Here is a 24,873-nt window from a genome sequence, read left to right on the forward strand (position 1 = left end):
ATGAACCGGTTGTGCAAGGTGCTGATTGTTGACGATGAGTTTCTGGTAAGACAGGGCATAAAGCACCATATGAACTGGGAAGCGGAAGGATTTATCATTGTGGGTGAAGCTTCCAACGGTGAAGAAGGATTACAGCAGGTGAACCTGTTAAAACCGGATATTGTGATCACCGACATTGTCATGCCTGTCATGGATGGCGAAACGTTTGTCCGTACACTAAAAGCCAGTAATCCGCAGATTGAAGTTATTGTACTTAGCAGCTTCAGTGAATTCGAGTATGTACGTTCAACGCTTCAGCACGGGGCAGCCGATTATATACTGAAACCCAAGCTGGATACAAATGAATTATTGCAGGTCCTTCAACGAACAGCGGGTAAAATTCCGGAGTTACAGTTCGAGCCGTCGCATGATGGCTGGAGACTTGGACAACTGATGGAGAAGATGCTGTCCGGATTTACATTGGATGAAGATAGTGAAATGCCGATCATTCGAGATACCTTTCCGTATGAATCCTTTCGCTTGCTTGTGTATAAACCCGTGGGTGCTGGAGGGAATCCACTGAAGATGGATCAGGAGCAGATTGAGTCCAAGCTCCGCAGTGATCTGCCTGAAGTAGAATGTGCAATGGTTCCCGCAGAGGGTACATTACCTGTGATGCTTCTTAATGTCGATCCTGCGAGAGATGAATGGATGCTTGAACGGATCAGACAGTTGGCCAGTGAAAATGCAGCAGGAGAAGGCAGTCCTGGTTGGGTGCTTAGTGAAAGCTTTACTTCATTTGAACAGATGGGTGTTGTTTACCGGGAACGCCTGATTAAGCTGATTGAATATCGTTTCTATTATAAGGATCGACCAATCCTGGTCTATGGTGAACTGCCTCCAATGCATCCCGCAGGTTACCAGTTTAATGTGAATATGTTTTTGCAGCATGTGAAGCGTAACCGGGTCGAAGCGGCAAGGGAGTATTTACAGGATCATGCAAAAACACTTGGACGGGATTATATTGCCGATGTGTTTGAGATCAAATCATTTCTCGGTAACTTGATCTTTAACGTGACCATTACCCTCGCGGATATGGATGTCCAGTCTGCCGGGCTGGAAGAGAGCAAATATACGTATTTTAAAAATGTGGACGGGGCTTCAAGCCTGGACGAAGTCATGACTGTGCTTGACCAATTCATGACGGAAGTTCAGGAGTGCACCGTTGGTGCGGGTGGAAAACGAAGTGATCCCAACATGAAGATGCTGCTGGATTACATGCATGAGCACTTTGATCAGCCGCTCGGGCTTGCTGAAGTAGCCAAGCACTTTCATTTTAATCCATCGTATTTATCCAGTTATTTCTCATCTCACAAAAAAGAAGGATTTAATGAATACTTGAATAAAATTCGGATTGAAAAAGCCGAGGAACTGCTCCGATCCGATGATGTAACGATCTCTGAGATTAGCAGTATGGTAGGTTATTCCGATCATAGTTACTTTTGCAAAGTATTCAAAAAATTCACCGGATTATCACCAAGCCGATACCGGCGCAAATTCTGGGCATAAAGTCAGAAGGATAAGATCATGAAGAAATGGATGAACCAATTATCTCGTCTCGGATTGTTTCCCAAGTTGTTTCTGGTTATGGTGGTCAGTATTGTCCTCGTTTCTGTACTCATCTTATGGACGACCATTCACATGTCAACCAATCTGTTTACTGAGACGTTCAGTATCACAAACTCCAAGGTGCTTAATCAGATCAAAACAAATTTTGAATCCTTTAATGAGGCCATTGCTGCCGTATCGAATAATGTGACGCAGAGTGGATCGATCCGAGGATTCCTGTCCGAAGGAGATGCTGATTCCCTCACGATGGCCAAATCCTTCTATAATATGCGGGAAACGATGGACCGCGTTCAATCGATAACGGAATCGTATGAAGTAGGGATAACGATTATCGGGATCAATGGGCGGAGTTATTCCACCAATCGTGCTCACCTTGAGAAGTCAGTGGATGAATTGAAAGAGGAACCGATTACGGTGGAAGCCGCTGAGACACCGAGTCGTCTTATCTTTGATGATTACCAAAACGATGCAACGGTCGGAAGTCAGCAGATGATCTCTGCCACGAAAGCACTGACAGATCGAACCCACAGCCGAATATACGGTACGCTTTATGTCACGATGAGAGAAGAGGCGTTCCGTCAGTTCTATGCCAGCTTTACTAGTCGAGGCAATGACGTGGTCATTATGAACGAAAAAGGTGAGATTGTATCTTCGAATCGTGAAGACTGGATTGGGACAACTCAGCTGGATTTGCTGTCCTATGCCCGAGAAATGAACAAAACGTCTCCGAGGAGCATCAATGCTCGTGTGATGGATCAGGATAGCGTTGTTCTATCGGAGTATTTACCGTTCTATCGGTTTTACATTGTCAATGTTGTCGATAAGGATCTGGCGATGGGTCAACTCATCGACATGAAGACGGTTGCCCTAATCTGTGCAGCAATTGTTGTAGGGGCTCTTATTCTCGTATTTCTCATCACCAGCCAGATTACCAAGTCCCTGCGCAGACTTGTGAAGCAGATGTCCAATATTACGAAAAGTGATCTGGACAACTACATTCCAGTGAGTGGAAGCTACGAGAGCAGGCAGCTGGGTCATGCTTACAATTACATGCTTGATGAGTTGCATGATTATGTGGATCAGTTAGTGCAGACCCAGCATGAACAACGTAACGCAGAACTTGCAGCTTTACAGAGTCAGATTAATCCGCACTTCTTGTACAACACACTTGCTTCTGTCAAAGTTCTGGTGCAACAAGGTAACAAGGACAGGGCAGCGGAGACCATTAATGCGCTGATCGGATTGCTACAGAATACGATTAGTGATGTGAGTCAGACGGTTACAGTGGAACAAGAAGTCGAGAATTTGAAAAATTATGTCTTCATTAATCACGTCAGATATGGAGGCCGGATTAAAGCAGCTTTCTACGTCGCTCCGGATTGTACACATTACCATGTACCGAAGCTGGTCATACAGCCGTTTATCGAGAACGCATTTTTCCATGGATTTATCAAAAAAGAAACGGGTACAATTCATGTCATGGTTTCCAGAGCAGGAGAATCACTCATCTGTGAGATTATGGACAATGGTGATGGAATTGAAGGGCTTGTCATGGGAGAAACGCTGCCCAATCCAAAGAACAATCGTCAACTATTCAGTGGTATCGGTATTCGTAACGTGCATGACCGTATTGAGTTATTATATGGTTCACCTTATGGTGTCACCATTATGAGTACGGTTGGGGAAGGAACGAGAGTCACCGTTACACTGCCTTTAATCACGAGTTGAATTGAAACCCGATTCGATTGAATACACTAAAATCGAGATCCCTCACTTCTGTTTTCTACAGAGGCGGGGGATTTTCGCGTGTCAGAGGTAAAGCAAAATACATATTTGTACTATTTCAAGATCAAGAAATTACAAAATCAAAAGAAATTACAAAAAGCCAAATTTAATGCAAATGGTTTCTGTAAAGGTTTTCATTGTGGCAATAAGATGACAAATCCGTACAAAATTATTACTAACGAATGAAGATATGGGAATGATAAGATGAATACATCGAAAGCAACCGCTTTCAGAAAACGCAAACAAATTACACACAAAGAGGTCGAAGGGGAGTTGAATGTTTTGAAAAAAATGTGGGTATTGATGCTCGTTACAGTACTGCTGTTGTCCGCATGTTCATCCGGTGGCGGAGGTAATTCCGCTAGTGGTGGTGACGAAAAAACAAACGAAATTACAGTCTGGGCTTGGGACAAAGCTTTTAACGTAGCTGCAATGGAAACAGCAAAAGAAGCATATCAAAAAGCAAATCCTGATGTGAAAATCAACATCATTGAATACGCTCAAGCTGATATCATCCAGAAACTGAACACGGGGCTTAACTCCGGAACTGCCAGCGGTCTTCCAAACGTAGTTCTGATTGAAGACTACCGTTCACAAAGCTTCCTGAATGCATATCCTGATGCGTTCAAAGATCTGTCTTCCAACATCACGGCTTCCGACTTTGCAGATTACAAACTCGGACCAACAGCTTTTGATGGCAAACAATATGGAGTACCATTTGACTCCGGCGTTGCTGGTTTGTACTACAGAACAGATCTGCTGGAGCAAGCTGGTTACAAAGCAGCTGACCTGCAAGACATCACTTGGGATGACTACATCCAAATTGGTAAAGACGTAAAAGCTAAAACAGGTAAAGAGCTTCTTTCTCTTGACCCGAATGACCTTGGTTTGATTCGTATGATGATCCAAACTGCAGGTAAATGGTATTCCGCAGAAGATGGTAAAACACCTGACATTGCTACTAACGCTGCACTGAAAGAAGCTTTCATCACATACAAAGCGATGATGGATGCCAACATTGTTAAATTGCACTCTGACTGGAGTCAATTCGTTGCCAACGCCAATAACGGTAGCGTAGCAACAATTCCTACAGGTAACTGGTTCTCACCATCTGTACGTCAAGAAGCTTCCCAATCCGGTAAATGGGCCGTAGCTCCAATGCCGAAAATGGCTGGTCAACCAAACTCTGTTCACGCATCCAACCTGGGTGGTAGCTCTTGGTATGTTATGAACAACGTTCCTGGTGCAGATCAAGCAGCTGATTTTGTAGCAAAAACATTTGGTTCTGACAAACAATTGTATCAAGATCTGTTGAACAACATCGGCGCAATTGGTACGTACAAACCAGCAGTTGATGGCGATGCTTATGCCAAAGAAGACGAGTACTTCGGCGGACAAAAAATCTTCACAGACTTTGCGAATTGGACGAAAGAAATTCCAAGCGTAAACTATGGTATCAACACTTATGCCATTGAAGATATTCTGGTTGTAGAAATGCAAGCATTCCTGAACGGTAAATCAATCGATGACGTTCTGGCTGATGCACAAAAACAAGCTGAAGCACAATTAAACTAAGATACCCAAGGTAACTTATAGAACCCTAGGAAACATCGGAGCCGTCTCCCATGTCCGGCGCAAGTCGAACCGGATATGGCGAGAGGCTCCGTGGGTTCTACCCATGTTCCATGGAGAGAGAGGAGCCATACTGTGAAAGCCATGAATACAGGAGACAGTCTCCAAAAGAAAAATAATTTGACTGGATGGGCTTTTGTTTTGCTGGCTGTTGTCGGGATTGTTGCATTTTACTTCTACCCGATGATTCAAGCGCTGCTCTTATCGTTCAAGTCTGGTGTAGGAGCCAATCTTGAATTTTCGGGCCTTTCTAACTACAAAAGATTGTTAGTTGATACAACATTCCGTACAGCATTATCGAATACATTTATCTACTTGATTATTCAAGTGCCTGTAATGATTATTCTTGGTTTGTTTATTTCCGTATTGCTGAATGACAGCACACTACGTTTCCGGAGCTTCTTCCGTACAGCGATTTTCTTGCCTTGTGTAACTTCATTGGTAGCGTACTCTGTTGTATTCAAATATCTGTTCGCACCAGATGGAATGGTGAATCAATTCCTGATGGGCTTGCACATTATTGGCGATCCAATTCAATGGATCACAGACCCGTTCTGGGCTAAAATTACGATCATAATCGCCGTTACTTGGCGTTGGACCGGATATAACATGATTTTCTATCTGTCATCCCTGCAAAACATTGATCAATCGATCTATGAAGCTGCAAGAATTGACGGAGCGAATGCTTTTACACAATTCTTCAAAATCACTGTACCTTTGCTTAAACCGATTATCCTTTTCACGTCCATCACATCAACGATTGGTACATTGCAAATCTTTGATGAAATCATGAATATTACCAAGGGTGGTCCAGGTAATGCGACCATGTCGATTTCACAATACATCTACAACCTTTCGTTCAAATATTCACCGGACTTCGGTTATGCAGCAACAGTGTCGTATTCCATCGTAATCTTGATTATTGTATTGTCCATCATCCAGTTTAAAGTGGCAGGTGATAATAAAAATGGCTAAAGCTAAAGCAAAACGGATTTTCACGTATGTGTTCCTATCCATCGTCGCCTTTGTATCCATTTTCCCTTTCTTCTGGATGCTGGTCAGTTCAACGAATGCATCTGTCGATGTAACCAAAGGCAGATTGTTACCGGGTTCAGCTTTCATTGATAACTTCAACAAACTGATTGATTCGACGAATCTGGTACAGGCTCTCGGAAACTCGGCGATTATCTCTGTGGTCTCCACTCTCTTGGCACTGTTTATTGGTTCCATGGCAGGTTATGGCTTCGAGGTATATCGCACGAAGTCTCGTGACATTGTGTTTAATATCCTGTTGTTATCCATGATGATCCCGTTTGCGGCGATTATGGTACCACTGTATCGTATGTTTGCAACAATCTCGGGAGTTGCACCGGTTATCGGTATTAACACCATGGCAGCAGTGATCTTGCCAACCATTGCAACAGCGTTCCTGATCTTTTTCTTCCGTCAGAACACCAAAATGTTCCCGAAAGACTTGCTGGAAGCTGGACGTATTGATGGTTTGAGTGAACTCGGCATCTTCTTGAAGATCTATATGCCAACCATGAAAACAACATATGCAGCGGCAGCAATCATTACCTTCATGAGTAGCTGGAACAACTATCTGTGGCCACTCATTGTATTGCAAACACCTGACCAACAAACGATTCCACTGTTGATCTCGAACCTCGGTGCTGGTTATTCTCCGGATTACGGAGTAATCATGACAGCGATCGTTATCGCAACACTACCTACAGCAATCGTTTTCTTCATCATGCAGAAACATTTTGTTGCAGGTATGGTAGGTTCCGTGAAGTAATGAAAACAGCATAATCCGTGCAAATGACGGGTGCAGGAAAGAAGAGAGGGCGCTGTTATGGCGTACCTCTGTCTTTTTTGTTTATGTAAAGCAAAAGGAAATCCAGCGTAAACCTTGAAGAAGTCAAACTATAACGTTTTAAAGGGAGAGAGAGCCGATGAAAGCAACAAAGGCAGATATCAACTGGTTGGGGGACGTAAGTGTATTTGAGGTGAACCGTCTTCATGCCTATTCCGATCACCGTTACTACCAAACAATGGACGAGGCTGTAGGTTCAGGCGCGATGTCCATGCGTTATGATCTGAATGGTACGTGGAAATTCAACTATGCAATTCGTCCAGACAGCCGTTCTGAGTTTTTCTATACATCCGATTTTTCCAGTGAAGGCTGGGATGATATTGAAGTTCCGGGGCATATCCAGCTACAAGGATACGGACAGATTCAATATGTAAATACACAATATCCTTGGGATGGCTTGAACGACATTCGTCCGCCGGCATTACCACAGGATAAAAATCCGGTTGGAAGTTACATTCGAACATTCCACCTGCCCACAGGCTGGGAGTCGAATCCGGTATATATTTCTTTCCAAGGTGTAGAGTCTGCATTTTATGTATGGCTTAACGGACAATTCGTAGGATACGGGGAAGACAGCTTCACGCCATCTGATTTTGACCTGACACCATTCCTTCAGGATGGAGAGAACAAACTCGCAGTTGAGGTGTATCAACGCAGCACAGGTAGCTGGCTGGAAGATCAGGATTTCTGGCGTTTCTCCGGCATTTTCAGAGATGTGTATCTGTATACGGTCCCGGCTGCACACGTACGTGATGTTCATGTGCGCACAGATCTGGACAAGTCCTATACCAACGGTACGTTGCAAGTGGATCTGAAGCTGGAAGGAAAAGCTGTTGCAGGAGCACGTGTAGAGGCTGAACTTCGTGATCGTGAAGGCAATACCGTTAAAACGTTTGAGTCCAAAGTTAACGATGGGCAAGTAAGTCTTCGTGAAGACATTGGTACAGTGAACCTGTGGAGCGCAGAGATTCCATACTTGTACCGTCTCTATATTCGTGTATATGATGCTGCGGGTACACTGGTTGAGGTAGTTCCTCAAGCCGTTGGTTTCCGTACATTCGAAATGATTGACAAAGTAATGCATATCAACGGTAAACGTATCGTATTCAAAGGTGTGAATCGCCATGAGTTCAACCCGCGTCGTGGACGTGCGGTTACGAAGGAAGACATGCTGTGGGATGTTCGTACCATCAAACAAAACAATATGAATGCCGTACGTACGTCACACTATCCAAACCAAAGTCTCTGGTATGAGCTGTGTGATGAATACGGACTCTATGTTATTGACGAGATGAACCTGGAGACACACGGATCTTGGCAGAAGCTTGGCGCCGTTGAGCCTTCATGGGTTATTCCAGGTGACAAACCGGAATGGCATGATATCGTTATGGACCGCGCTGTATCCATGGTGGAGCGTGACAAAAACCATCCGTCCATTCTGATCTGGTCTTGTGGTAATGAATCACACGGTGGTGAAGTCATCTACAAAGTATCCCAATACTTCAAATCAGCTGATCCAACACGTCTGGTACATTACGAAGGTGTATTCCATGATCGCCGTTTCGATGAGACAAGTGATATGGAGACTCGCATGTATGCCAAACCGGCGGACATTGAGGAATTCCTGAATGCAAACCCGACCAAGCCGTATATCAGCTGTGAGTACATGCATGCCATGGGTAACTCCATTGGTGGTATGCACAAATATACGGAGTTGGAAGACAAATATCCGATGTATCAAGGTGGTTTCATCTGGGATTACATCGACCAATCCATTTATAAAAAAGATCGTTACGGCAAAGAGTTCCTCGCTTATGGCGGAGATTTTGGTGATCGTCCATCAGACTATTCGTTCTGTGGCAACGGTATCGTCCATGCTGACCGTAAAGTAACTGCGAAAATGCAGGAGGTCAAATTCCTTTACCAGAACATCAAGCTGTTCCCGGATCGTGAAGGTGTTAAAATCGTGAACGGTAATCTGTTCGCAGATACATCTGCGCTGGAACTGGTATACAGCCTGGAGCGCGAGGGACATGAAGTGCTGCGTGGAACATTGGAAGTGAACGTGGATGCACAAAGCGAGACGGTAGTGAAACTTCCGCTGGGTGCAGAAGCTCTGGCGGGCGGCGAGTATGCTGTGAACACTGCATTTGTGTTAAAAGAAGCTACACTGTGGGCTGACAAAGGCGAAGAAGTGGCATTTGGACAGTTTATTTTCACCCAGGATCAGGTGAATGATGCAGTTGAAGTCGACTTGAACCTTGTAAGTGATGTACAAGTTATCGAAGGTGATGTTAACATCGGTGTTCGTGCCGGCAAGACACATGCGCTGTTCTCCAAACAGTTTGGGACACTGGTTTCCCTGAAATTGTCTGGTCGTGAGACGATTGCTGTACCACCTGCACCACTCTTCTGGCGTGCAATGACGGATAATGACAAAGGTATGGCGATGGGCTTCGAACTGGGTGCCTGGTATGCAGCGAGCGTGATGCCACGTTCTGTAGAGTGGAAAGCGGAACAGAAACCGGATCAATACCGGATCGAGTTCACGTACAAGCTCAACATTTCGGAGGATGTACAAGTGAAAGTGGTATATACGGTTCATGCAGATGGAAGCGTACATGTGCATAATATGTACAAAGGTACAGCCGGATTGCCAAACCTGCCAATTCATGCATTGTCCTTCAGAACATCTCCTGATTTCGAAAACGTGGAATGGCTCGCGATGGGACCAGAAGAAAATTATGCTGACCGCGCATTTGGCGCACGTTTGGGCATCCATGGCAGCAAGGTAGCTGATACCATGGCTCCATATCTGGTACCACAGGAATCAGGCAATCGTACGGGCGTACGTTGGGCCAAATTGACAGACAACGCGGGACGTGGCTTCAAAATTGAAGCATCCGGAACTCCGGTTGAGCTGAATGTTTCACCATATACGGCATTTGAGCTGGAGAACGCACAACATGCGTACGAACTGCCACCTGTGCACTATACGGTCGTGACTGTAGCGGGTAAACAAATGGGTGTTGGCGGTGATGACAGCTGGGGTGCTCCAGTTCATCCGGAATACCTGATCCCTTCGGACGGCGAACTGACATTTGAATTTGTCATTCGTGCACTGTAAGTAAAAGAATCGTACAGAATAAAGAATGTATTCTATAAAGAACAGAGGTCTTCGCTCATGGGAGGCCTCTGTTTTTTTGTGCCAATGAGCGAGTGGGTTGGTTATAGCGTGGGATGTGCTCTGTGAAACCGTTCTCGTTCCAGTCTCGTAATGTACAGGACAGGAAAACATACGAGGGGGTTCAAGATGAGTAGAAAAGCAAAGACAGGTATATGGGTAACGGTGTTGGTCTTCTTGGGTATCATTGTTGGATGTTTCATATGGTATTTCAATACCGCTTCAGGTGAACGTGCACTCAAAACGATGAGGTCCAATAACTCGGGTGGCCTGGAGAGGGTTGTTAAAGTGTACAGCAATAATGGTGAATTGATTCAGACCTATGATGGCAAAATTGACGTGGAAGATACGGAATACGGGAATAAAGTATTATTTGATCTCAACGGGAAACGTGTTGTGATCTATAATGCAACGATTGTTGTTGAAGAGAAGTAAAGCAAAATTAAGGAAATGATATAAGGGTCGGGTGAGATTTTTATGGTGGATATGTACCTCATAATCCTAGTTGCTATCTTGGGAATGATCCTGTTCTATAGCTTGATCGCTTATTTCTTGATTCGTTTCATTTCGAAAAAAGCTCTCAAGCTTACGCTAACCAAATATGAAATGATGGAGATTATGACTTGGCTCGCCGTGTTGTTTATTACCTTCATGATGATTAAGACGGGTTCGATGAATCTTCTCTTGCCGGTTGTTGTACTCATCATTCCATTGATCAATTTACGACTTTCCAATCGGAAACATCGAGAGCTGAATTAGTATAGCTTGCTAAGTTGAGGCAAGGCACAAGGAGGATGAACATAGGAAAGGTTGACGGAGATTACATCACTAGTCAACCATTTTAGTTGCATTATGAATGATGAAAATGAACAGAGAGGAGTTCAATTATGATTATTGGAAAATCAATGGATACTTCAGGTTTAACGCACGTTGCCAATCTTTCGGATGAGTTGCAGTCTGTGTTTGATCAAGCAGAAAGCAAATATGAGCTAGTCGATATTGAACTCTTCTTTGTTTTCAGGTGTCTTCCTGAAGAATATGAGAGGAAGTCGACGGTCAGGCATGTGAAGAAGGAGAATGTCATCTATTTTGATCTGGTGGTCAGCGAGGATCGTTATAAGACATTAAGCAAAAGCAAACAACGGTATGCGTTAAGCCATGAGTTTTATGCTTTTTTGAGTGAAAAGATACAGAAATACAAGATTGAACATCTAAACGCCAAGCAATTTATAGCAGATATGGGCAAGTGGCTGAGGGAGATTGGATGGTTGCAGACCAAAGAGCAAGCCGACATAAGTGAATTTGAAGAAAAGTATAACTAACAAAATAAATGAAAAACATAAACAACAAAAAGAAGCCCTCTTTCGAGAGCTTCTTTTTCATGGGAGAGGAGAAACCGGACGAAGAGCTTATGGGGAAACGTAAGTCTTCTCCGCGGTTGTCTACGACACTTGTGATGTCGATAATTATAGAATCGCCCGATTTGTTCCTTTTTATACATATGCGTCAACAATTCGTCAACAATTTTCCAAGGGAAATGAAGACCTCATATTTTTCAAACTGAACCCGAGTGTGGTACGATAGTCGTATCAATAAACTTACATAGAGAAAAGGTGACTCGTCAAGTGAGAGTGGTATCTGGGAGTGCAAAAGGCAGGCCGCTGAAGGCTGTTCCTGGCACGGGTACGCGGCCGACCACCGACAAGGTGAAGGAAGCGTTATTTAGCATGGTTGGTCCTTATTTTGAGGGCGGCACAGCATTGGATCTGTTTGCAGGCAGTGGAGGTCTCGGTATTGAGGCGCTGAGCCGCGGCATGGACAAGGCTGTTTTTGTTGATTTGGAATCAAAAAGTATTGAAGTTATCCGCATGAATCTGAAGGCTACCAAGCTTGAAGACAAGGCGGCCGTATATCGTAATGATGCAGGTCGGGCATTGAAGGCACTCGCCAAGCGAGGCACAACCTTTGATCTGGTGTTTCTAGACCCTCCATATCGCATGAAGAACGGGCACGAGTTAATGCTGACCATGCACGAACTGGAGCTTTTGGAACCCGAAGCAACCATCGTGCTTGAATATGAATCCAAACATGATTACCCTGAGCAATTCGGCCCGTTTGAACAAACGCGCAAGGCTTTGTATGGGGAGACGGCAGTATCCATCTATTATTATGCGCCTGAAGCAATTGAAGATGGAGAATCCATTACACCGGAAGAGGAGGCTCCTCATGACTGAAATGATACATCGACAGGAACGGATCGCCGTATATCCTGGAAGTTTTGATCCCGTAACGATGGGGCATCTGGATATTATCGCCAGAGCGTCAAAGCAATTTGATCGCGTCATTGTGGCTGTGTTGAACAATATGAGCAAAAATCCGCTGTTTACGGTGGAGGAACGCAAGGAACTGATTACGGAAGTAACCCGCCATCTACGGAATGTCGAAGTGGACAGTTTCCGCGATCTGACAGCCAATTACGTCCGGCAAAAGGAAGCTCAGGTCATCGTTCGTGGTATACGCTCGGTAACTGATTTTGAATACGAGTTGCAATTGGCGTCGACCAATAGCAAGTTGAACCCGGATGCGGAAACCATATTTATGATGACGAATCCCAAATATTCCTATTTAAGTTCCAGCATCGTCAAAGAAATCGCTCATTATCATGGAGATGTTACAGATCTTGTCTCACCTGAAGTAGAAGCTGCGCTCCGTCAGAAAATCAGCGAGAAAACCGGCGGTTAAACCAGAAGGTAAGACCCGATAGGCTAACCATGACTGCAAGAAGTAACGCAAGACCCATGCATGCAGCAGGGAAGACGCTCCAAATGGTGTTGATTGTGTATGTGTTACCTGGACTATGTATGAACAGCCAACCGAATGGTGTCGAGAGGCCCTGCTCTGCATTCGTCTGTAATGTAGTCCAGACTTCTGTGCTATAACGGCTGAACGGCATCCATAGGAACAGACTGATGAAAAAGGCGATTAATCCATGAGTCAGACGAACTCCGGCAAAGTACAACATCGATTTACTGCTTGGACCAGTTGTTTTCAGGACAGCAGAGACTTGCAGATGGGAGCATAAACCACCCCATCCCAGAACGGCTGCAAGTAGAGACATGAGCAGCATGGGTGTAAGTGAAGTCTGGCTCAAATGATAGGTGCCCAGATGAAGCTCAAAGAAGGCTGGCCACAGCGCAGCAGAGGACCCGGGCGTCAGATAAAGGGAGACCAACCGGATAAACACGGCAAAACCGATCATGTATCCTCCAGTCATCATCAAGGTCTGCACAGCTTGGGATACGGTGTCACCGAGCAGTTTGCCAAATCCTCTTCCATCACGACTATGGGCTTCTCTGGCTGAAATCATCATATCGGACCATATACTGCGTCGTTTGAACGTTGCGTGGTGGGGTGCAGATGAGCGACTTGTGGAACTTGCAGGACTTGCAGACTGAGAATCAAGAGAGTTGTTATCTGCTTGTACGGCTGTTGAGCCAACCCTGTCTTTCTGCTTACCCGGTGCTGACAGGAGACGTGTGGCAAGAATGGCAGCAATCCAGCCGCTGATCCAGTGGACCACGAGTAGAAAATATCCGGCCGCTGGCTGGTGGAGAAAAGCAGCACCAACGACCAAAATGATCATCATTGGATTGGCAAAATGAGATGCTGCCGCAAGGACAACCGCCTGCTTGGCGGTAATTTGTCTATCCTGAAATAAACGGGATACCGCATCTGCTCCTGCGGGGAATCCGCCGCACATGCCTACGGCAATCGCCAGACCTGCGTTACCTGGAAGTCTGAACCAGCGTTGCATTAACGGTCCGAGCAAGGCGCCGATCGCGTGGGTGAAGCCAAACGCAGTGAGCATTTGGGATAACATGAGAAACGGGAGCATGGCAGGGAAGATGATTTTCCACCATATATCCAGACCTTGAATAGAGGCATCAAACGCTTCTTTGGGGGACGCAACTACCGCAATGACCAACATTAAAGCGCCGGTACTTAGGATTATCGTTCGCAACGGGCCAGAATCTCTAACCTCGCTCTGTAATGTCATCGTTTCACCTCATATCAGATAACGCCGATTCGGCATCTGAATCGTTATGGACGGCCGAATGACGCCCAAAGGGCGGTTCGGCCTTGACCGGACAGGATATTGTATACAGCGGCCTATCCGGCCTGTACCATTGTATGCACAAGGACCAGAGTGTTAGACTTGAAAAAAATGATTAAACAGGATGGAATTACGATCGCTTATTATAGAGATACAAAGAACGGAGGCTCATGCGATGAATCGGATTCGGAAATCTGGCGGATTCAGAGCTTCGATCTTTGTGATCGTGGTGGCTCTGGTCGTCTATGTTGCCGTGTACATGCCAACGCCGTATATCATATATATGCCTGGCAGTGCAGATGAAGTAAAACCAATGGTAACCGTTAAGGGCGGAGACCAGGAAGAACACGGTGTGTTCATGATGACAACCGTGTCGGCAACATATGCCAATGTGTTTTTGCTAGGAACCTCTCTGTTCAATAAAAATGCTCAAGTGGATAAAAAGGAAGACCGACTGCGCGGCAAAAGCGAAGCGGAATACTCTGCCGAACAGGTGTGGTTCATGAGTGACTCACAATCCTCCGCAATGGAGGCTGCATATGAGCAGGCTGGTGTGACTTACTCTATTGTACCTGAACATATCTTTGTATTTGGACTGTCTGAAGATCCAAAACCGGAAGGAGACATTGCTCCGGGCGATATCATTCTGGGAGTGAACGGAACAGCTACGCCGGATAATACGGTGCTTTCTGCCCAGTTAAAAGATAAAAAGGTCGGAGATACGGTTGAAATGCAACTGGAACGTGGTGGAGAGACCATTAGCCGGGACGTGAAACTGATTCAGGTAAAAGACAGTAAAACGGGTGAAAACCGCCCGGGACTCGGAGTAATGATCGGTGCGGTTCAGAAGGTGAAAGCTGAAGACCCGAACAAACAGATCTCTTTCACAGATACTCAGGTTGGTGGTCCGTCTGCCGGCTTGATGTTTACGTTGGAGATCTATAACCAGTTAACACCTGGAGATCTGACCAAGGGGCATCGAATTGCGGGTACAGGTACCATTACCAAGGAGGGTGTGGTGGGTGCCATTGGTGGTGTAGTGCACAAGATTGTAGCCGCTGACCGAAAAGAAGCGGAGATCTTCTTTGTACCTAAGGATAACTATAAGGAAGCAGCAGCCAAGGCTGAACAGATTGGCACCAAAATGAAACTTGTGCCTGTGAGCACGGTGGATGATGCGCTGGCTTATTTGAAAACCTTGTCCGTGAAATCATAGGTTATCATCGGGCGGGAAGAGATCGAGCCAACGTTGAACCGGATGGATAAAGAACGGATAAAATCGGAACAATTGATTACAATGGAATGAAGTGTGATCAAGTGATTTGAGAAGATCAACAGAAGTTAATAAGGAAATCCCCTTGTTGCGAGGTGCCTGAGTGGCGCGCAGCAAGGGGATTTTTTAAAATTGAATAGTTGAGTGTCGAATAGTGGATATCAATGATCTGTTTGATGATGGAATAAAAAGCTCCATAGAGATGAAGCCTTATGGTCAAAAGCGGATTACAGTCTCACAGGCGACTCATAGTAGTCACTGAACATCCTCCGTGTGTCCTTATGCTCGCAAGCGAGCCCATACGCAACCTGAGCTTGTATATCCAGTTCAAGTTGATTGTGTGTGAACGTCGACGGTTTCAGTACAACAGGAAGCGATGCAGTCTTCTTCATTTGTTTAAGCAGGCTCTGCCCTTGAGCATTAAATCCGAGGACTCGGAGATATCCGGGTCCGGCAGCCAATTGCTCTGGTGAACACTCGGCTTTGGTGTGATTCAGGAGCAGGTGTGCGAGCATACGCTGGAGCTTGGTGCGTGTGTATCGTTTGGTCTTCAGTGCATTCAGGAGTGTTTCGACTGAAGGCTCCGGGAGCTGAGCGAGTGCACGGCTCAGCCGGTGTTCCAGGCCTTCCGTGACTTCGGCGATGCGTTCCAGCTCGGAGGCACGTCGGGTGGCCGCAAGGTGCAACAGCGGCTGTGCAAAGCGCTCCCAGTGTAGGGGAGCGCGCCCTTCCTGCCATTCGCGATGCAGAATGGCAAGGGTTGCCGCCGGCACGTATGGTGCGGCGGCGTTGGGTCCGTCCGCCATCAGCAGGCGGCGGACGGCTGTTGCACTGGCGATCGCCCCCGGCCCGGGCGTCGCCTCATGATACGCGGCACCGGTACGCGCCGCCGTAAAGGGCTGGATCGCGCTGCCAAGTCGTTGCAGCGCGATCAGGTAGTGCAGCCCAAGCGAATTGTTGGGCTGCTCCAGCAGTGCAGCGGCGTCGTGAGCCTCGACGCCGCCGGGCGCCAGTGCCGCCGCCGCGCCTGCGTACGCGGCGGGGTAGCTGGCGCCTTCCCGCAGGCGGCGCGCGATGTCCTCGCGCATCCCTGCGGGCTCCACAGCCAGCACGCGCGCAATGCGCTGCAGGCTGTCCAGGTCGCCAGACTCGCTGCCAAAGCAGAGCGAGTCCACAATGCCGGTGCGGTGCAGCAGCGAGACCGCACCGAAGGCAAACCACTCGGCCGGTTGGACCGCGTACGCAACCGGCAGTTCAAGCACGAGATCCGCGCCTGCGTGCAGCGCCATCTCGGTGCGTGCCCTTTTACCGACGATGGCGGGTTCGCCACGCTGGAGAAAAGGGCCGCTCATGACCGCAACAACGGCGTCTGCGCCGCTTAGCCGCCGAGCTTCCTGCAAATGATAGACATGCCCATTGTGCAAGGGGTTATATTCAACAATGACGCCTACGGCTTTCATGATTAGACGTACTCCTTTCGATTGGATAACCGAGTATGTATAACATCCATTCCATCATAGGGGATGTCATGTATTAGATCAAATCATGCACCAATCAAGACAAGAAAAAGGCACAAATCCAACATCAACGGATGTCAGACTGTGTGCCTGCAAATCTATTGTATAGTACACATTTTGATATTCGGCGAACGACCTCTTCACCTTGATAAATCAGCAGGATAGGACACGTACCCATACACTTATACATCTAGAAAGGAGTTAGGCTAATCACATTTCACAACGTTTTAGACACTTTCCGGCGCGGGAGACAGACTTGCTTTCGGCCCGAAAAATTCATAATGAATGTTGTCCGCTGCAACACCAAGCGCCTGAAGCTCCGAATACACTGCCCACATGAACGAAACGGGTCCGCACAGATAATAAGTGGAATCCAGTTCATCGATCACTTGACGAAGCCAGGCCGCATCCATATAACCTTCCTTATGAAAATACTCATTTTCACGATCAGCATCCTCAGGTTGAGTATAACAATAATAAGCTTTAACGCCCTGATTAAGTTCGACCAGACTGTTCACATGATCACGGAACGCGTGCGATTGACCATTGGGACTTGCATGCAAAAATGTAATGGGGCGATTTTCATTCAAGTTAACCAGCGTATTTAACATGCTGATCATGGGCGTTAGACCCACACCACCACTCAGGAGAACAACAGGCCGTTTATCGTCTGCATTCAGCGTGAAGTCGCCAGCAGGAGCGGATAGTTCCACCTGACTGCCTTCTTCAATGTGATCATGTAGATACGTCGAGATAACTCCGTCAGGGCGCTCTAACACACCTCGCTCACGCTTAACGGAAATGCGATAGTATGGTTTACCCGGGGCATCTGAAAGGCTATACTGACGAATCTGAGTAAATGACTGTGCCTCTGGCTGAATTTTGATGCTGATGTATTGTCCTGGTTCATAGCTGGCAATAGGCTTACCATCGTCTGGAACGAGATAAAAGGACGTGATGACTTCGCTTTCCTGCACTTTCTTGGCAACTTTGAATGTCCGGAACCCTTCCCAGCCACCCGTTTGGTTTTCCGCTTCCGTATACATATCCTGTTCGATCCCGATAAAGGCATTTGCAATGACATTGTAGGCTTCGCCCCACGCGGTGATAATTTCATCCGTTGCCGCATCTCCAAGCACATCTTTGATGGCTTGAAGCAGATAGGTGCCGACAATCGCATATTGCTCGGGAACGATACCCAGGCTGCGATGTTTATGTGCAACTTGCCGGACGGCAGGCAGGATGGAGGACAGATTATCGATATGAAGGGCGGCGGTGTACACCATATTGGCGAGGGCGGCTTGCTGCCGTCCCTGTTTCTGATTTGCATGATTGAAAATATTCAGCAGTTCCGGATGAGCTGTGAACATCGTTTCGTAGAAGTGGCGTGTGATCGCTTCGCCGTGGACTTCAAGTACGGGGACTGTAGATTTAATGACTCTAATCGTGTGCTCACTTAACATATATTTTCCCTCCCGATATGATATGAAATAGTTGGATAATAAATCGGTCATGGAGCTGATCGTGCTTCGGTTTATAGTAAGTATAGATAGGGAGCAAATAGGTCTGTGTGATATAGATCACACTAAACGTTAACGAAATGTGACCGGTGTTTGCAAGGAACTACAATTAAAATGACGACTTGTAGTTTATCTTGAAGTGAGTCTATAATAGACCAGATGGAGTAAACGGTTCTGAGCCATTGGTTTTAAAAAGGGTGTAAAGTTAAAAGTGTTGACAAACGTCTTGAAAAATCGGTATAATGATTTTTGTTTGTTAAGTCAATTTCATAATACTTTTAACGATGAAGCGTCAGAATACATACAGTCAGGATTTACTGCTTTACAAAAGAAGGCTTGACCTGTATAACTGTCGTGATACGTTTGATACGAATTATGAAATTGGTTTCGTTTGGAGTGATGGAAATGTTAATGCCATTTCGCAAAGTGGCTACCAGTGATGGCCCGCTGAAGTTTAACGAACAGTGGGATATCAAGGAACTGGTTTCTAACCGACAAGATATCACAGCCGTTACCCCGCTGACTGCGGATTTATCTGCAGAATTCAGAGAAGGTGACGTTGTGGATGTTCATGGCAAGCTGACCATAGGAGTGGACATGTTGTGCTCCCGTTGTCTCAAGCCGATCAATGAACATTTTCATATTGATTTTCATGAGCAATTCAAGCAGGGAAAACAGCCAGAGGACTTACACGAAGACGATGATACGCTCTATGTGGATGGAGATAGCGTTGATCTGAAGGGTTATGCCGAGGAAGCTTTTCTGCTGGATCTTCCGTTTATACCGCTATGCAGCGATACATGCAAAGGGTTATGCCCCAAGTGTGGCCATGAGCTGAACGAAGGTGACTGCGGTTGTGATAACCAGGTTATCGATCCGCGGCTTGCAGGGCTCAAGGATTTTTTTAAATGAGCATGATTGAAAATCGAACATTGTAACAACTACCTGCAAAGGTTGATTTTGATAAGGAGGTGGGAATAATGGCAGTACCTCAACGGAGAACGTCCAAGACGCGTCGCGACAAACGTCGCACTCACTTTAAATTGGCTGTACCGGGCATGGTGAAATGTGAACAATGTGGCGAACTTAAACTTAGTCACCACGTGTGCAAAGTGTGCGGAACGTACAAAGCAAGAGAGATCATCTCTCAATAATAGTTGGACATCAAGTAGCACTTCATTTCGATGAGGTGCTACTTTTTTTGGATTAGAGGGTGGCTATAGAGGAAGTTGGCAGGCATGAAATCCGTGCTTCACAGGGGTGTATTGTTTTTGTTAGGCCAGTCTTTCTTTTTGACACGGGATGAGATATACTATAGTTTAGTACCAGGTTCTAAGATTTGACGTTACATATAGATGAACCATAATCCGTTTGAGAACGACCCTGGTGACCAGGGATGCAACTATAGAAGCAACAGGAAAGAATGGTTGAACTGGCCGGACGGGACGGTTCCGTAAACGATACAGCGGGGGGTGTCAGGCATCGAACGTGTACCGAAGAGACAGAGGCAACAGCAGTTAACCAAAATGATAGAAGAGAACCCGTTTGTCACGGATCAGGAACTTACACGCCAATTGAAGGTGAGTATTCAGACGATTCGTCTTGACAGGCTGGAACTTGGAATACCTGAACTTCGGGAACGCATGAAATTGATGGCAGAGCTCTCGTATGATCAGGTACGCTCGTTGCCCTTGCATGAGATTATCGGTGATATTGTGGATCTACAACTCGATAAGAGCGGGATTTCCCTGTTTGAGATTAAGGAAGAACACGTATTTTCCAGAACAGGGATTGCACGTGGGCACTATGTCTTTGCACAGGCTAACTCCTTGGCTGTAGCAATTATTAATGATGAGATCGCGTTGACTGCATCAGCAGACATTCGCTTTGTTCGTTCGGTTCATTTGGGAGAGAAATGCATTGCAAAGGCTTATGTGAGATCGATTCCGGGTCAAAAGGGCAAAGCCAAAGTGGAAGTATTCACTTATGTAGGTGAAGAAATGGTGTTTCAAGGCAACTTTGTAATCTACCATTCAGGTGGAGAAGACAGCGGAGAAGGAGGTCATTTGGAATGAAAATCGTCATTGATGCCATGGGAGGCGACAATGCACCTGCATCAACGGTAGAAGGTGCGATTGCCGCAGCCACTGAGTGGGCGGATACACAGATCGTCCTGATCGGCGATGAAGCCAAGCTGGAGCCTCTTTTGAGTCAGTCAGGTGTGAGACCTGCCAATCTTACGGTCCGGCACGCTTCCGAAGTTATTGGCTCGGATGATGAACCCGTCAAAGCAGTGCGTCGCAAGAAGGATGCCTCCATGGTGGTCGCAGGTCGCATGCTGAAAGAGGGCGAAGCGGACGCGATGATCTCGGCGGGCAATACCGGAGCGCTGATGACAGCGGGATTGCTTGTTGTAGGTCGCATGGAAGGTATTGAACGTCCGGCGCTTGCGCCTATGATTCCAACAATTGATGATGTAGGTGTACTTGCGCTGGATCTGGGAGCGAATATGGATGCCAAACCGGAGCACCTTGCACAATATGGCCTGATGGGCAGTTTGTATAGGCAAAAAGTACAGGGCATTGAGTCCCCACGAGTGGGCTTGCTCAATGTAGGAACAGAGCCAGGCAAGGGAAATGAGTTAACCAAACATGCATATCCTTTACTGGAACAACTCCCAATTCGGTTTGTCGGTAATGTTGAGGCACGTGATGTGCTGACTGGTGCTTGCGATGTGCTTGTATGTGACGGTTTTGCAGGGAATATCCTGCTGAAGTCGCTTGAAGGCACAGCAGGTGCCATTTTCGCCTTGCTTAAGGAACAATTTTCATCTTCTCTTAAAAGTAAACTGGCTGCGGCTGTACTGATGCCTGAGCTGCGTGGTTTGAAACGAAAGCTGGATTATACGGAGCATGGCGGAGCGCCACTTCTTGGTTTGAGTAGACTGGTTGTGAAAAGTCATGGATCTGCTGATGGCAATGCCATCAAAAATGCTGTGCGCCAGGCTCGGATTGCAGTGCAGAATCAGCTGGTAGAGAGCATATCTAAGGAAATTAGCGGGAAGTGAGTGACGATATGAATAATTTGCGCCCAGTAGGGGTTATTGGTACAGGGAAATATGTGCCTGAGAAAATTTTGACAAATAGCGATCTGGAGAAAATGGTCGATACCAATGACGAGTGGATCGTCAGTCGTACAGGAATCAAAGAGCGTCACATCGCTGCACCCGATCAGGCAACTTCTGATCTGGCATACGAAGCGGCTATTAAAGCCCTTGAATCTGCAGGCATGACAGGCAGTGATCTAGACCTGATTATTGTTGCAACCATTACCCCGGATTCTTCGTTCCCATCGACAGCCTGCATCTTGCAGGACAAATTGGGTGCAAAAGGTGCCGCGGCGTTTGATCTGTCGGCTGCTTGTTCCGGATTTGTATACGGTTTGGCTAGTGCTACGAGCTTCATCCAAAGCGGTATGTACAACAATGCACTTGTTATTGGTGCGGACTGCTTGTCTCGTATTACGGATTATACAGACCGTAACACATGTGTCCTCTTTGGTGATGGAGCAGGCGCGGTAGTCGTTGGTGAAGTTCCGGAAGGTCGCGGATTCAAAGCATTCGATCTCGGTGCCGAAGGTTCTGGCGGTAGTCTTCTTCAGATGGAAGGCGGCGGTTCCCGTCTGCCTGCTTCCGCAGAGACCGTTGAAAATAAAAAACATTACATCTACATGAACGGTCGTGAAGTGTTCAAGTTTGCGGTACGTGTCATGGGGACGGCTACCATTGAGGTATTACGCAAGGCTGGTATGGAGCGTACGGATGTGGATCTGTTTGTTCCTCACCAAGCGAATATTCGGATTATCCAATCTGCGATGCAACGACTTGAACTTCCTGAAGAAAAGGTTGTAGTCAACGTGGATAAGTATGCAAACACATCAGCTGCTTCCATCCCGCTTGCTCTGGTAGAAGCTGCGGAGGAAGGTCGCATGAAAGCCGGAGATACCGTCCTGATGGTTGGATTCGGTGGCGGTTTGACATGGGGTGCATCGGTACTCGTTTGGTAAAATAGACATCTGGGAGATGAATGAGATGGGTAAAATAGCATTTGTATTTCCCGGACAGGGATCACAGGCTGTAGGCATGGCTAAGGACGCGTATGAGTCTGTGCCTGCGGCAACCGAAATTTTTCGCACAGCAGATGAAACATTGGGTTTCTCGCTGAGCAACCTTGTATTTGAAGGACCGGAGACCGAGTTGAAACAGACATCAAATACACAACCGGCTCTGTTGACAGCAAGTATTGCCTTGCTTGAAGCTTTCAAAGAAAAAGGAATTCAGCCTGACTATACGGCTGGACACAGCCTGGGAGAATACAGTGCACTGGTGGCAGCGGGCGTTCTTTCGTTTGCTGACGCAGTGAGCACTGTGCGGGCACGTGGTCAGTATATGGAACAGGCAGTACCGGGTGGACAAGGAGCGATGGCTGCTGTGTTGGGTGCGGATCGGGAAGCGCTGGGGGTGCTTTGCCGTGACGTATCTGAAAGTGGTCATGCGGTTGAACTTGCCAACATGAATTGTCCGGGACAAATCGTCATTTCTGGTGTGAAAGAAGGCGTAGCTGCTGTCTCGGAACGAGTGAAGGAAGCAGGCGGTAAACGCGCCATTGCATTGGAAGTAAGCGGTCCGTTCCACTCTTCATTGATGAAGGGTGCAGCTGAGAAGCTGGCAGAGAAACTGAAAAACGTTACGTTCTCACCGGCAACGGTCCCTGTAGTCGTTAATGTGACTGCAAGACCTGCAGAGGATGGACAGGTTCAGGATTTGTTGACAGCTCAGGTCTATTCTCCTGTATTATGGGAAGACAGTGTGACATGGCTTATTGAGCAAGGCGTGGATACGTTCATCGAGATTGGATCTGGCAGTGTATTGACCGGTTTGATTAAAAAAACAGATAAAACCGTAAAATTGTACAATGTGAACAGTCTTGAAACGCTCGAAGTAACGGCAAGTGCGTTGAAGTGATTAGCAGGGATTAGATTTGGGGAAAGGAGGAATGATTATGTCTAAACCATTAGAAGGTAAAAATGCACTCGTTACCGGGGCATCCCGGGGCATTGGGCGCAGTATTGCACTGGCACTTGCAGAAGCTGGAGCGAACGTAGCCGTGAATTATGCGGGTAGTCAAGCGGCAGCGGAGGAAGTGGCGGAAGCAATTCGTGCCAAAGGAGTCAAGGCGATTACACTTCAAGCCAATGTTGGCCTGATGGATGAAGCTGAACAAATGGTCAAAGCTACACTCGAAGCATGGGGCAACGTTGATATTCTGGTGAACAATGCCGGTATTACCCGTGATAATCTGATCATGCGTATGAAAGAGGAAGAATTCGATCAGGTTATTGAAACCAATCTCAAAGGTGTGTTTAACTGCCTTAAGGCGGTTACACGTCCAATGATGAAACAACGGTCGGGAAGAATTATCAATATCTCCTCGGTTGTAGGTGTGCTCGGTAATGCTGGACAAGCAAACTATGTTGCTGCCAAAGCAGGCGTCATTGGCCTGACAAAGGCATCTGCTCGTGAACTGGCTTCTCGTGGAATCACAGTTAACTGTGTTGCACCAGGTTTCATTGAGACAGATATGACAAAAGAGTTGTCCCAGGAGCTGGTGGACGGTATGCTAAGTGGTATTCCGTTGTCCCGTTTGGGTCAGCCGGATGAAATCGCCGGTGTAGTCACGTTCCTGGCTTCACAGGCTTCATCTTATATGACAGGGCAGACGCTGCATGTCGATGGTGGCATGTACATGTAATTCTTCCCGGACTTGAACAATAGTCGGGGAACAGGCGCTGGACGATCCGAAATGCCGGAAAAAGGCCGGGTTCCCCGGCCGGGAGCCGCATATGTCTTCTATGGCATTTTGCCTGCGATTCTCGTATAATACCAAAGAAGGAGGTGAACCGGATGTCCGATGTATTGGAGCGTGTAAAACGCATCGTCGTCGACCGCTTGGGCGCAGACGAAGCTGAAGTTACACTTGAAGCATCTTTCAAAGAAGATTTGGGTGCTGATTCTTTGGATGTAGTGGAATTGGTCATGGAATTGGAAGATGAATTTGATTTGGAAATCTCTGATGAAGATGCAGAAAAAATCACGACCGTAGGTGAAGTTGTAAACTACATACAATCTCATACCTAAAGTCATTTTTAGTCCCGCACATGTTTTCGAACAGGCGGGACTTCTCATCATTCATTGGTTTTTCTCATTCCGCAAGCAACTCTACTCAAGCAGGCCTGTCTTGGTTGAATAGATGTCTGTTTGCGGATATTCCCACAAAATACTTGCGTAATGCAGTCGATATAGAGG

At 46.7% G+C, this 24,873-nt stretch carries 23 protein-coding genes; 20 read left to right on the plus strand and 3 right to left on the minus strand.

Annotated features, from left to right (window positions below; all coding sequences use genetic code 11):
• The 11 genes from MKY66_RS10805 (at nucleotide 1) to coaD (ending at nucleotide 12,827) form a co-directional block, all read left to right on the plus strand.
• Nucleotides 1-1,548 (plus strand): response regulator transcription factor, encoded by a 1,548-nt coding sequence (locus MKY66_RS10805; RefSeq protein WP_076208940.1) that lies wholly within the window; start codon nucleotides 1-3, stop codon nucleotides 1,546-1,548.
• 18 nt (nucleotides 1,549-1,566) lie between these two features.
• Nucleotides 1,567-3,336 carry a sensor histidine kinase gene (locus MKY66_RS10810; RefSeq protein WP_076208939.1) on the plus strand — a complete coding sequence of 590 codons (1,770 nt, stop codon included), beginning with the start codon at nucleotides 1,567-1,569 and terminating at the stop codon, nucleotides 3,334-3,336.
• Between the two features lie 339 nt (nucleotides 3,337-3,675).
• Nucleotides 3,676-4,968, plus strand: a complete 1,293-nt coding sequence (locus tag MKY66_RS10815) for an extracellular solute-binding protein (RefSeq protein WP_076209488.1) — start codon at nucleotides 3,676-3,678, stop codon at nucleotides 4,966-4,968.
• 141 nt (nucleotides 4,969-5,109) lie between these two features.
• Complete coding sequence (locus MKY66_RS10820) at nucleotides 5,110-6,000, plus strand: sugar ABC transporter permease (protein WP_036610887.1); 891 nt, start codon at nucleotides 5,110-5,112, stop codon at nucleotides 5,998-6,000.
• Nucleotides 5,993-6,823 (plus strand): carbohydrate ABC transporter permease, encoded by an 831-nt coding sequence (locus tag MKY66_RS10825; protein ID WP_036609483.1) that lies wholly within the window; start codon nucleotides 5,993-5,995, stop codon nucleotides 6,821-6,823. The genes MKY66_RS10820 and MKY66_RS10825 overlap by 8 nt, the downstream gene beginning before the upstream one ends.
• Before the next feature lie 157 nt (nucleotides 6,824-6,980).
• A complete protein-coding gene (locus tag MKY66_RS10830; protein ID WP_076208938.1) occupies nucleotides 6,981-10,028 on the plus strand; it encodes a glycoside hydrolase family 2 TIM barrel-domain containing protein in 3,048 nt (1,015 codons plus the stop codon).
• 186 nt (nucleotides 10,029-10,214) lie between these two features.
• A complete protein-coding gene (locus tag MKY66_RS10835) occupies nucleotides 10,215-10,520 on the plus strand; it encodes a hypothetical protein (protein WP_062833752.1) in 306 nt (101 codons plus the stop codon).
• A gap of 117 nt (nucleotides 10,521-10,637) precedes the next feature.
• Entirely contained in the window at nucleotides 10,638-10,844 is a 207-nt protein-coding gene (locus MKY66_RS10840; protein WP_339807133.1) for a hypothetical protein, read from the plus strand.
• 128 nt (nucleotides 10,845-10,972) lie between these two features.
• Nucleotides 10,973-11,407, plus strand: a complete 435-nt coding sequence (locus MKY66_RS10845) for a hypothetical protein (RefSeq protein WP_076208936.1) — start codon at nucleotides 10,973-10,975, stop codon at nucleotides 11,405-11,407.
• A 303-nt stretch (nucleotides 11,408-11,710) separates the two neighbouring features.
• Nucleotides 11,711-12,319, plus strand: a complete 609-nt coding sequence (gene rsmD, locus MKY66_RS10850; protein WP_076208935.1) for a 16S rRNA (guanine(966)-N(2))-methyltransferase RsmD — start codon at nucleotides 11,711-11,713, stop codon at nucleotides 12,317-12,319.
• A 1-nt stretch (nucleotide 12,320) separates the two neighbouring features.
• Nucleotides 12,321-12,827: a pantetheine-phosphate adenylyltransferase gene (coaD, locus tag MKY66_RS10855; RefSeq protein ID WP_143760271.1), complete on the plus strand. Its 507-nt coding sequence runs from the start codon at nucleotides 12,321-12,323 to the stop codon at nucleotides 12,825-12,827.
• On the opposite strand, the gene MKY66_RS10860 is transcribed toward coaD, so the two are convergent.
• A complete protein-coding gene (locus MKY66_RS10860; protein ID WP_076208933.1) occupies nucleotides 12,805-14,142 on the minus strand; it encodes a nucleoside recognition domain-containing protein in 1,338 nt (445 codons plus the stop codon). The genes coaD and MKY66_RS10860 overlap by 23 nt on opposite strands.
• 232 nt (nucleotides 14,143-14,374) lie before the next feature.
• Here MKY66_RS10860 and MKY66_RS10865 point away from each other — a divergent pair, with 232 nt between their 5' ends.
• Complete coding sequence (locus MKY66_RS10865; protein WP_076208932.1) at nucleotides 14,375-15,415, plus strand: SepM family pheromone-processing serine protease; 1,041 nt, start codon at nucleotides 14,375-14,377, stop codon at nucleotides 15,413-15,415.
• 284 nt (nucleotides 15,416-15,699) lie between these two features.
• Here MKY66_RS10865 and MKY66_RS10870 read toward each other — a convergent pair whose 3' ends face one another.
• Nucleotides 15,700-16,932, minus strand: a complete 1,233-nt coding sequence (locus MKY66_RS10870) for a nucleotidyltransferase (RefSeq protein WP_076208931.1) — start codon at nucleotides 16,930-16,932, stop codon at nucleotides 15,700-15,702.
• A 284-nt stretch (nucleotides 16,933-17,216) separates the two neighbouring features.
• Nucleotides 17,217-18,452: an NO-inducible flavohemoprotein gene (gene hmpA, locus MKY66_RS10875; RefSeq protein ID WP_076208930.1), complete on the minus strand. Its 1,236-nt coding sequence runs from the start codon at nucleotides 18,450-18,452 to the stop codon at nucleotides 17,217-17,219.
• A gap of 432 nt (nucleotides 18,453-18,884) precedes the next feature.
• On the opposite strand from hmpA, the gene MKY66_RS10880 reads away from it, so the two are divergent.
• The 8 genes from MKY66_RS10880 (at nucleotide 18,885) to acpP (ending at nucleotide 24,705) form a co-directional block, all read left to right on the plus strand.
• The gene (locus MKY66_RS10880; RefSeq protein ID WP_339807134.1) at nucleotides 18,885-19,421 is read left to right on the plus strand and encodes a DUF177 domain-containing protein; all 537 of its coding nucleotides are present in this window, start codon (nucleotides 18,885-18,887) and stop codon (nucleotides 19,419-19,421) included.
• 68 nt (nucleotides 19,422-19,489) lie between these two features.
• On the plus strand, nucleotides 19,490-19,663 hold the full coding sequence (rpmF, locus tag MKY66_RS10885) for a 50S ribosomal protein L32 (RefSeq protein WP_017689233.1): 174 nt from the start codon (nucleotides 19,490-19,492) through the stop codon (nucleotides 19,661-19,663).
• A 372-nt stretch (nucleotides 19,664-20,035) separates the two neighbouring features.
• Nucleotides 20,036-20,584, plus strand: coding sequence for a transcription factor FapR (gene fapR, locus MKY66_RS10890; protein ID WP_047842457.1), 549 nt, complete (start codon nucleotides 20,036-20,038; stop codon nucleotides 20,582-20,584).
• Entirely contained in the window at nucleotides 20,581-21,576 is a 996-nt protein-coding gene (gene plsX / locus MKY66_RS10895) for a phosphate acyltransferase PlsX (protein ID WP_017689231.1), read from the plus strand. Before fapR ends, plsX begins: the two co-directional genes overlap by 4 nt.
• 8 nt (nucleotides 21,577-21,584) lie before the next feature.
• Nucleotides 21,585-22,574: a beta-ketoacyl-ACP synthase III gene (locus tag MKY66_RS10900; protein WP_076209487.1), complete on the plus strand. Its 990-nt coding sequence runs from the start codon at nucleotides 21,585-21,587 to the stop codon at nucleotides 22,572-22,574.
• A 25-nt stretch (nucleotides 22,575-22,599) separates the two neighbouring features.
• Entirely contained in the window at nucleotides 22,600-23,532 is a 933-nt protein-coding gene (fabD, locus tag MKY66_RS10905) for an ACP S-malonyltransferase (RefSeq protein ID WP_076208928.1), read from the plus strand.
• 37 nt (nucleotides 23,533-23,569) lie between these two features.
• On the plus strand, nucleotides 23,570-24,319 hold the full coding sequence (gene fabG / locus MKY66_RS10910) for a 3-oxoacyl-[acyl-carrier-protein] reductase (protein ID WP_017689228.1): 750 nt from the start codon (nucleotides 23,570-23,572) through the stop codon (nucleotides 24,317-24,319).
• Nucleotides 24,320-24,471: 152 nt separating this feature from the next.
• Nucleotides 24,472-24,705 carry an acyl carrier protein gene (acpP, locus tag MKY66_RS10915; RefSeq protein ID WP_024630176.1) on the plus strand — a complete coding sequence of 78 codons (234 nt, stop codon included), beginning with the start codon at nucleotides 24,472-24,474 and terminating at the stop codon, nucleotides 24,703-24,705.
• The last annotated feature ends 168 nt before the right edge of the window (nucleotides 24,706-24,873 follow it).

It is taken from the genome of Paenibacillus sp. FSL R5-0766, assembly GCF_037971845.1.
Classification (GTDB): domain Bacteria; phylum Bacillota; class Bacilli; order Paenibacillales; family Paenibacillaceae; genus Paenibacillus.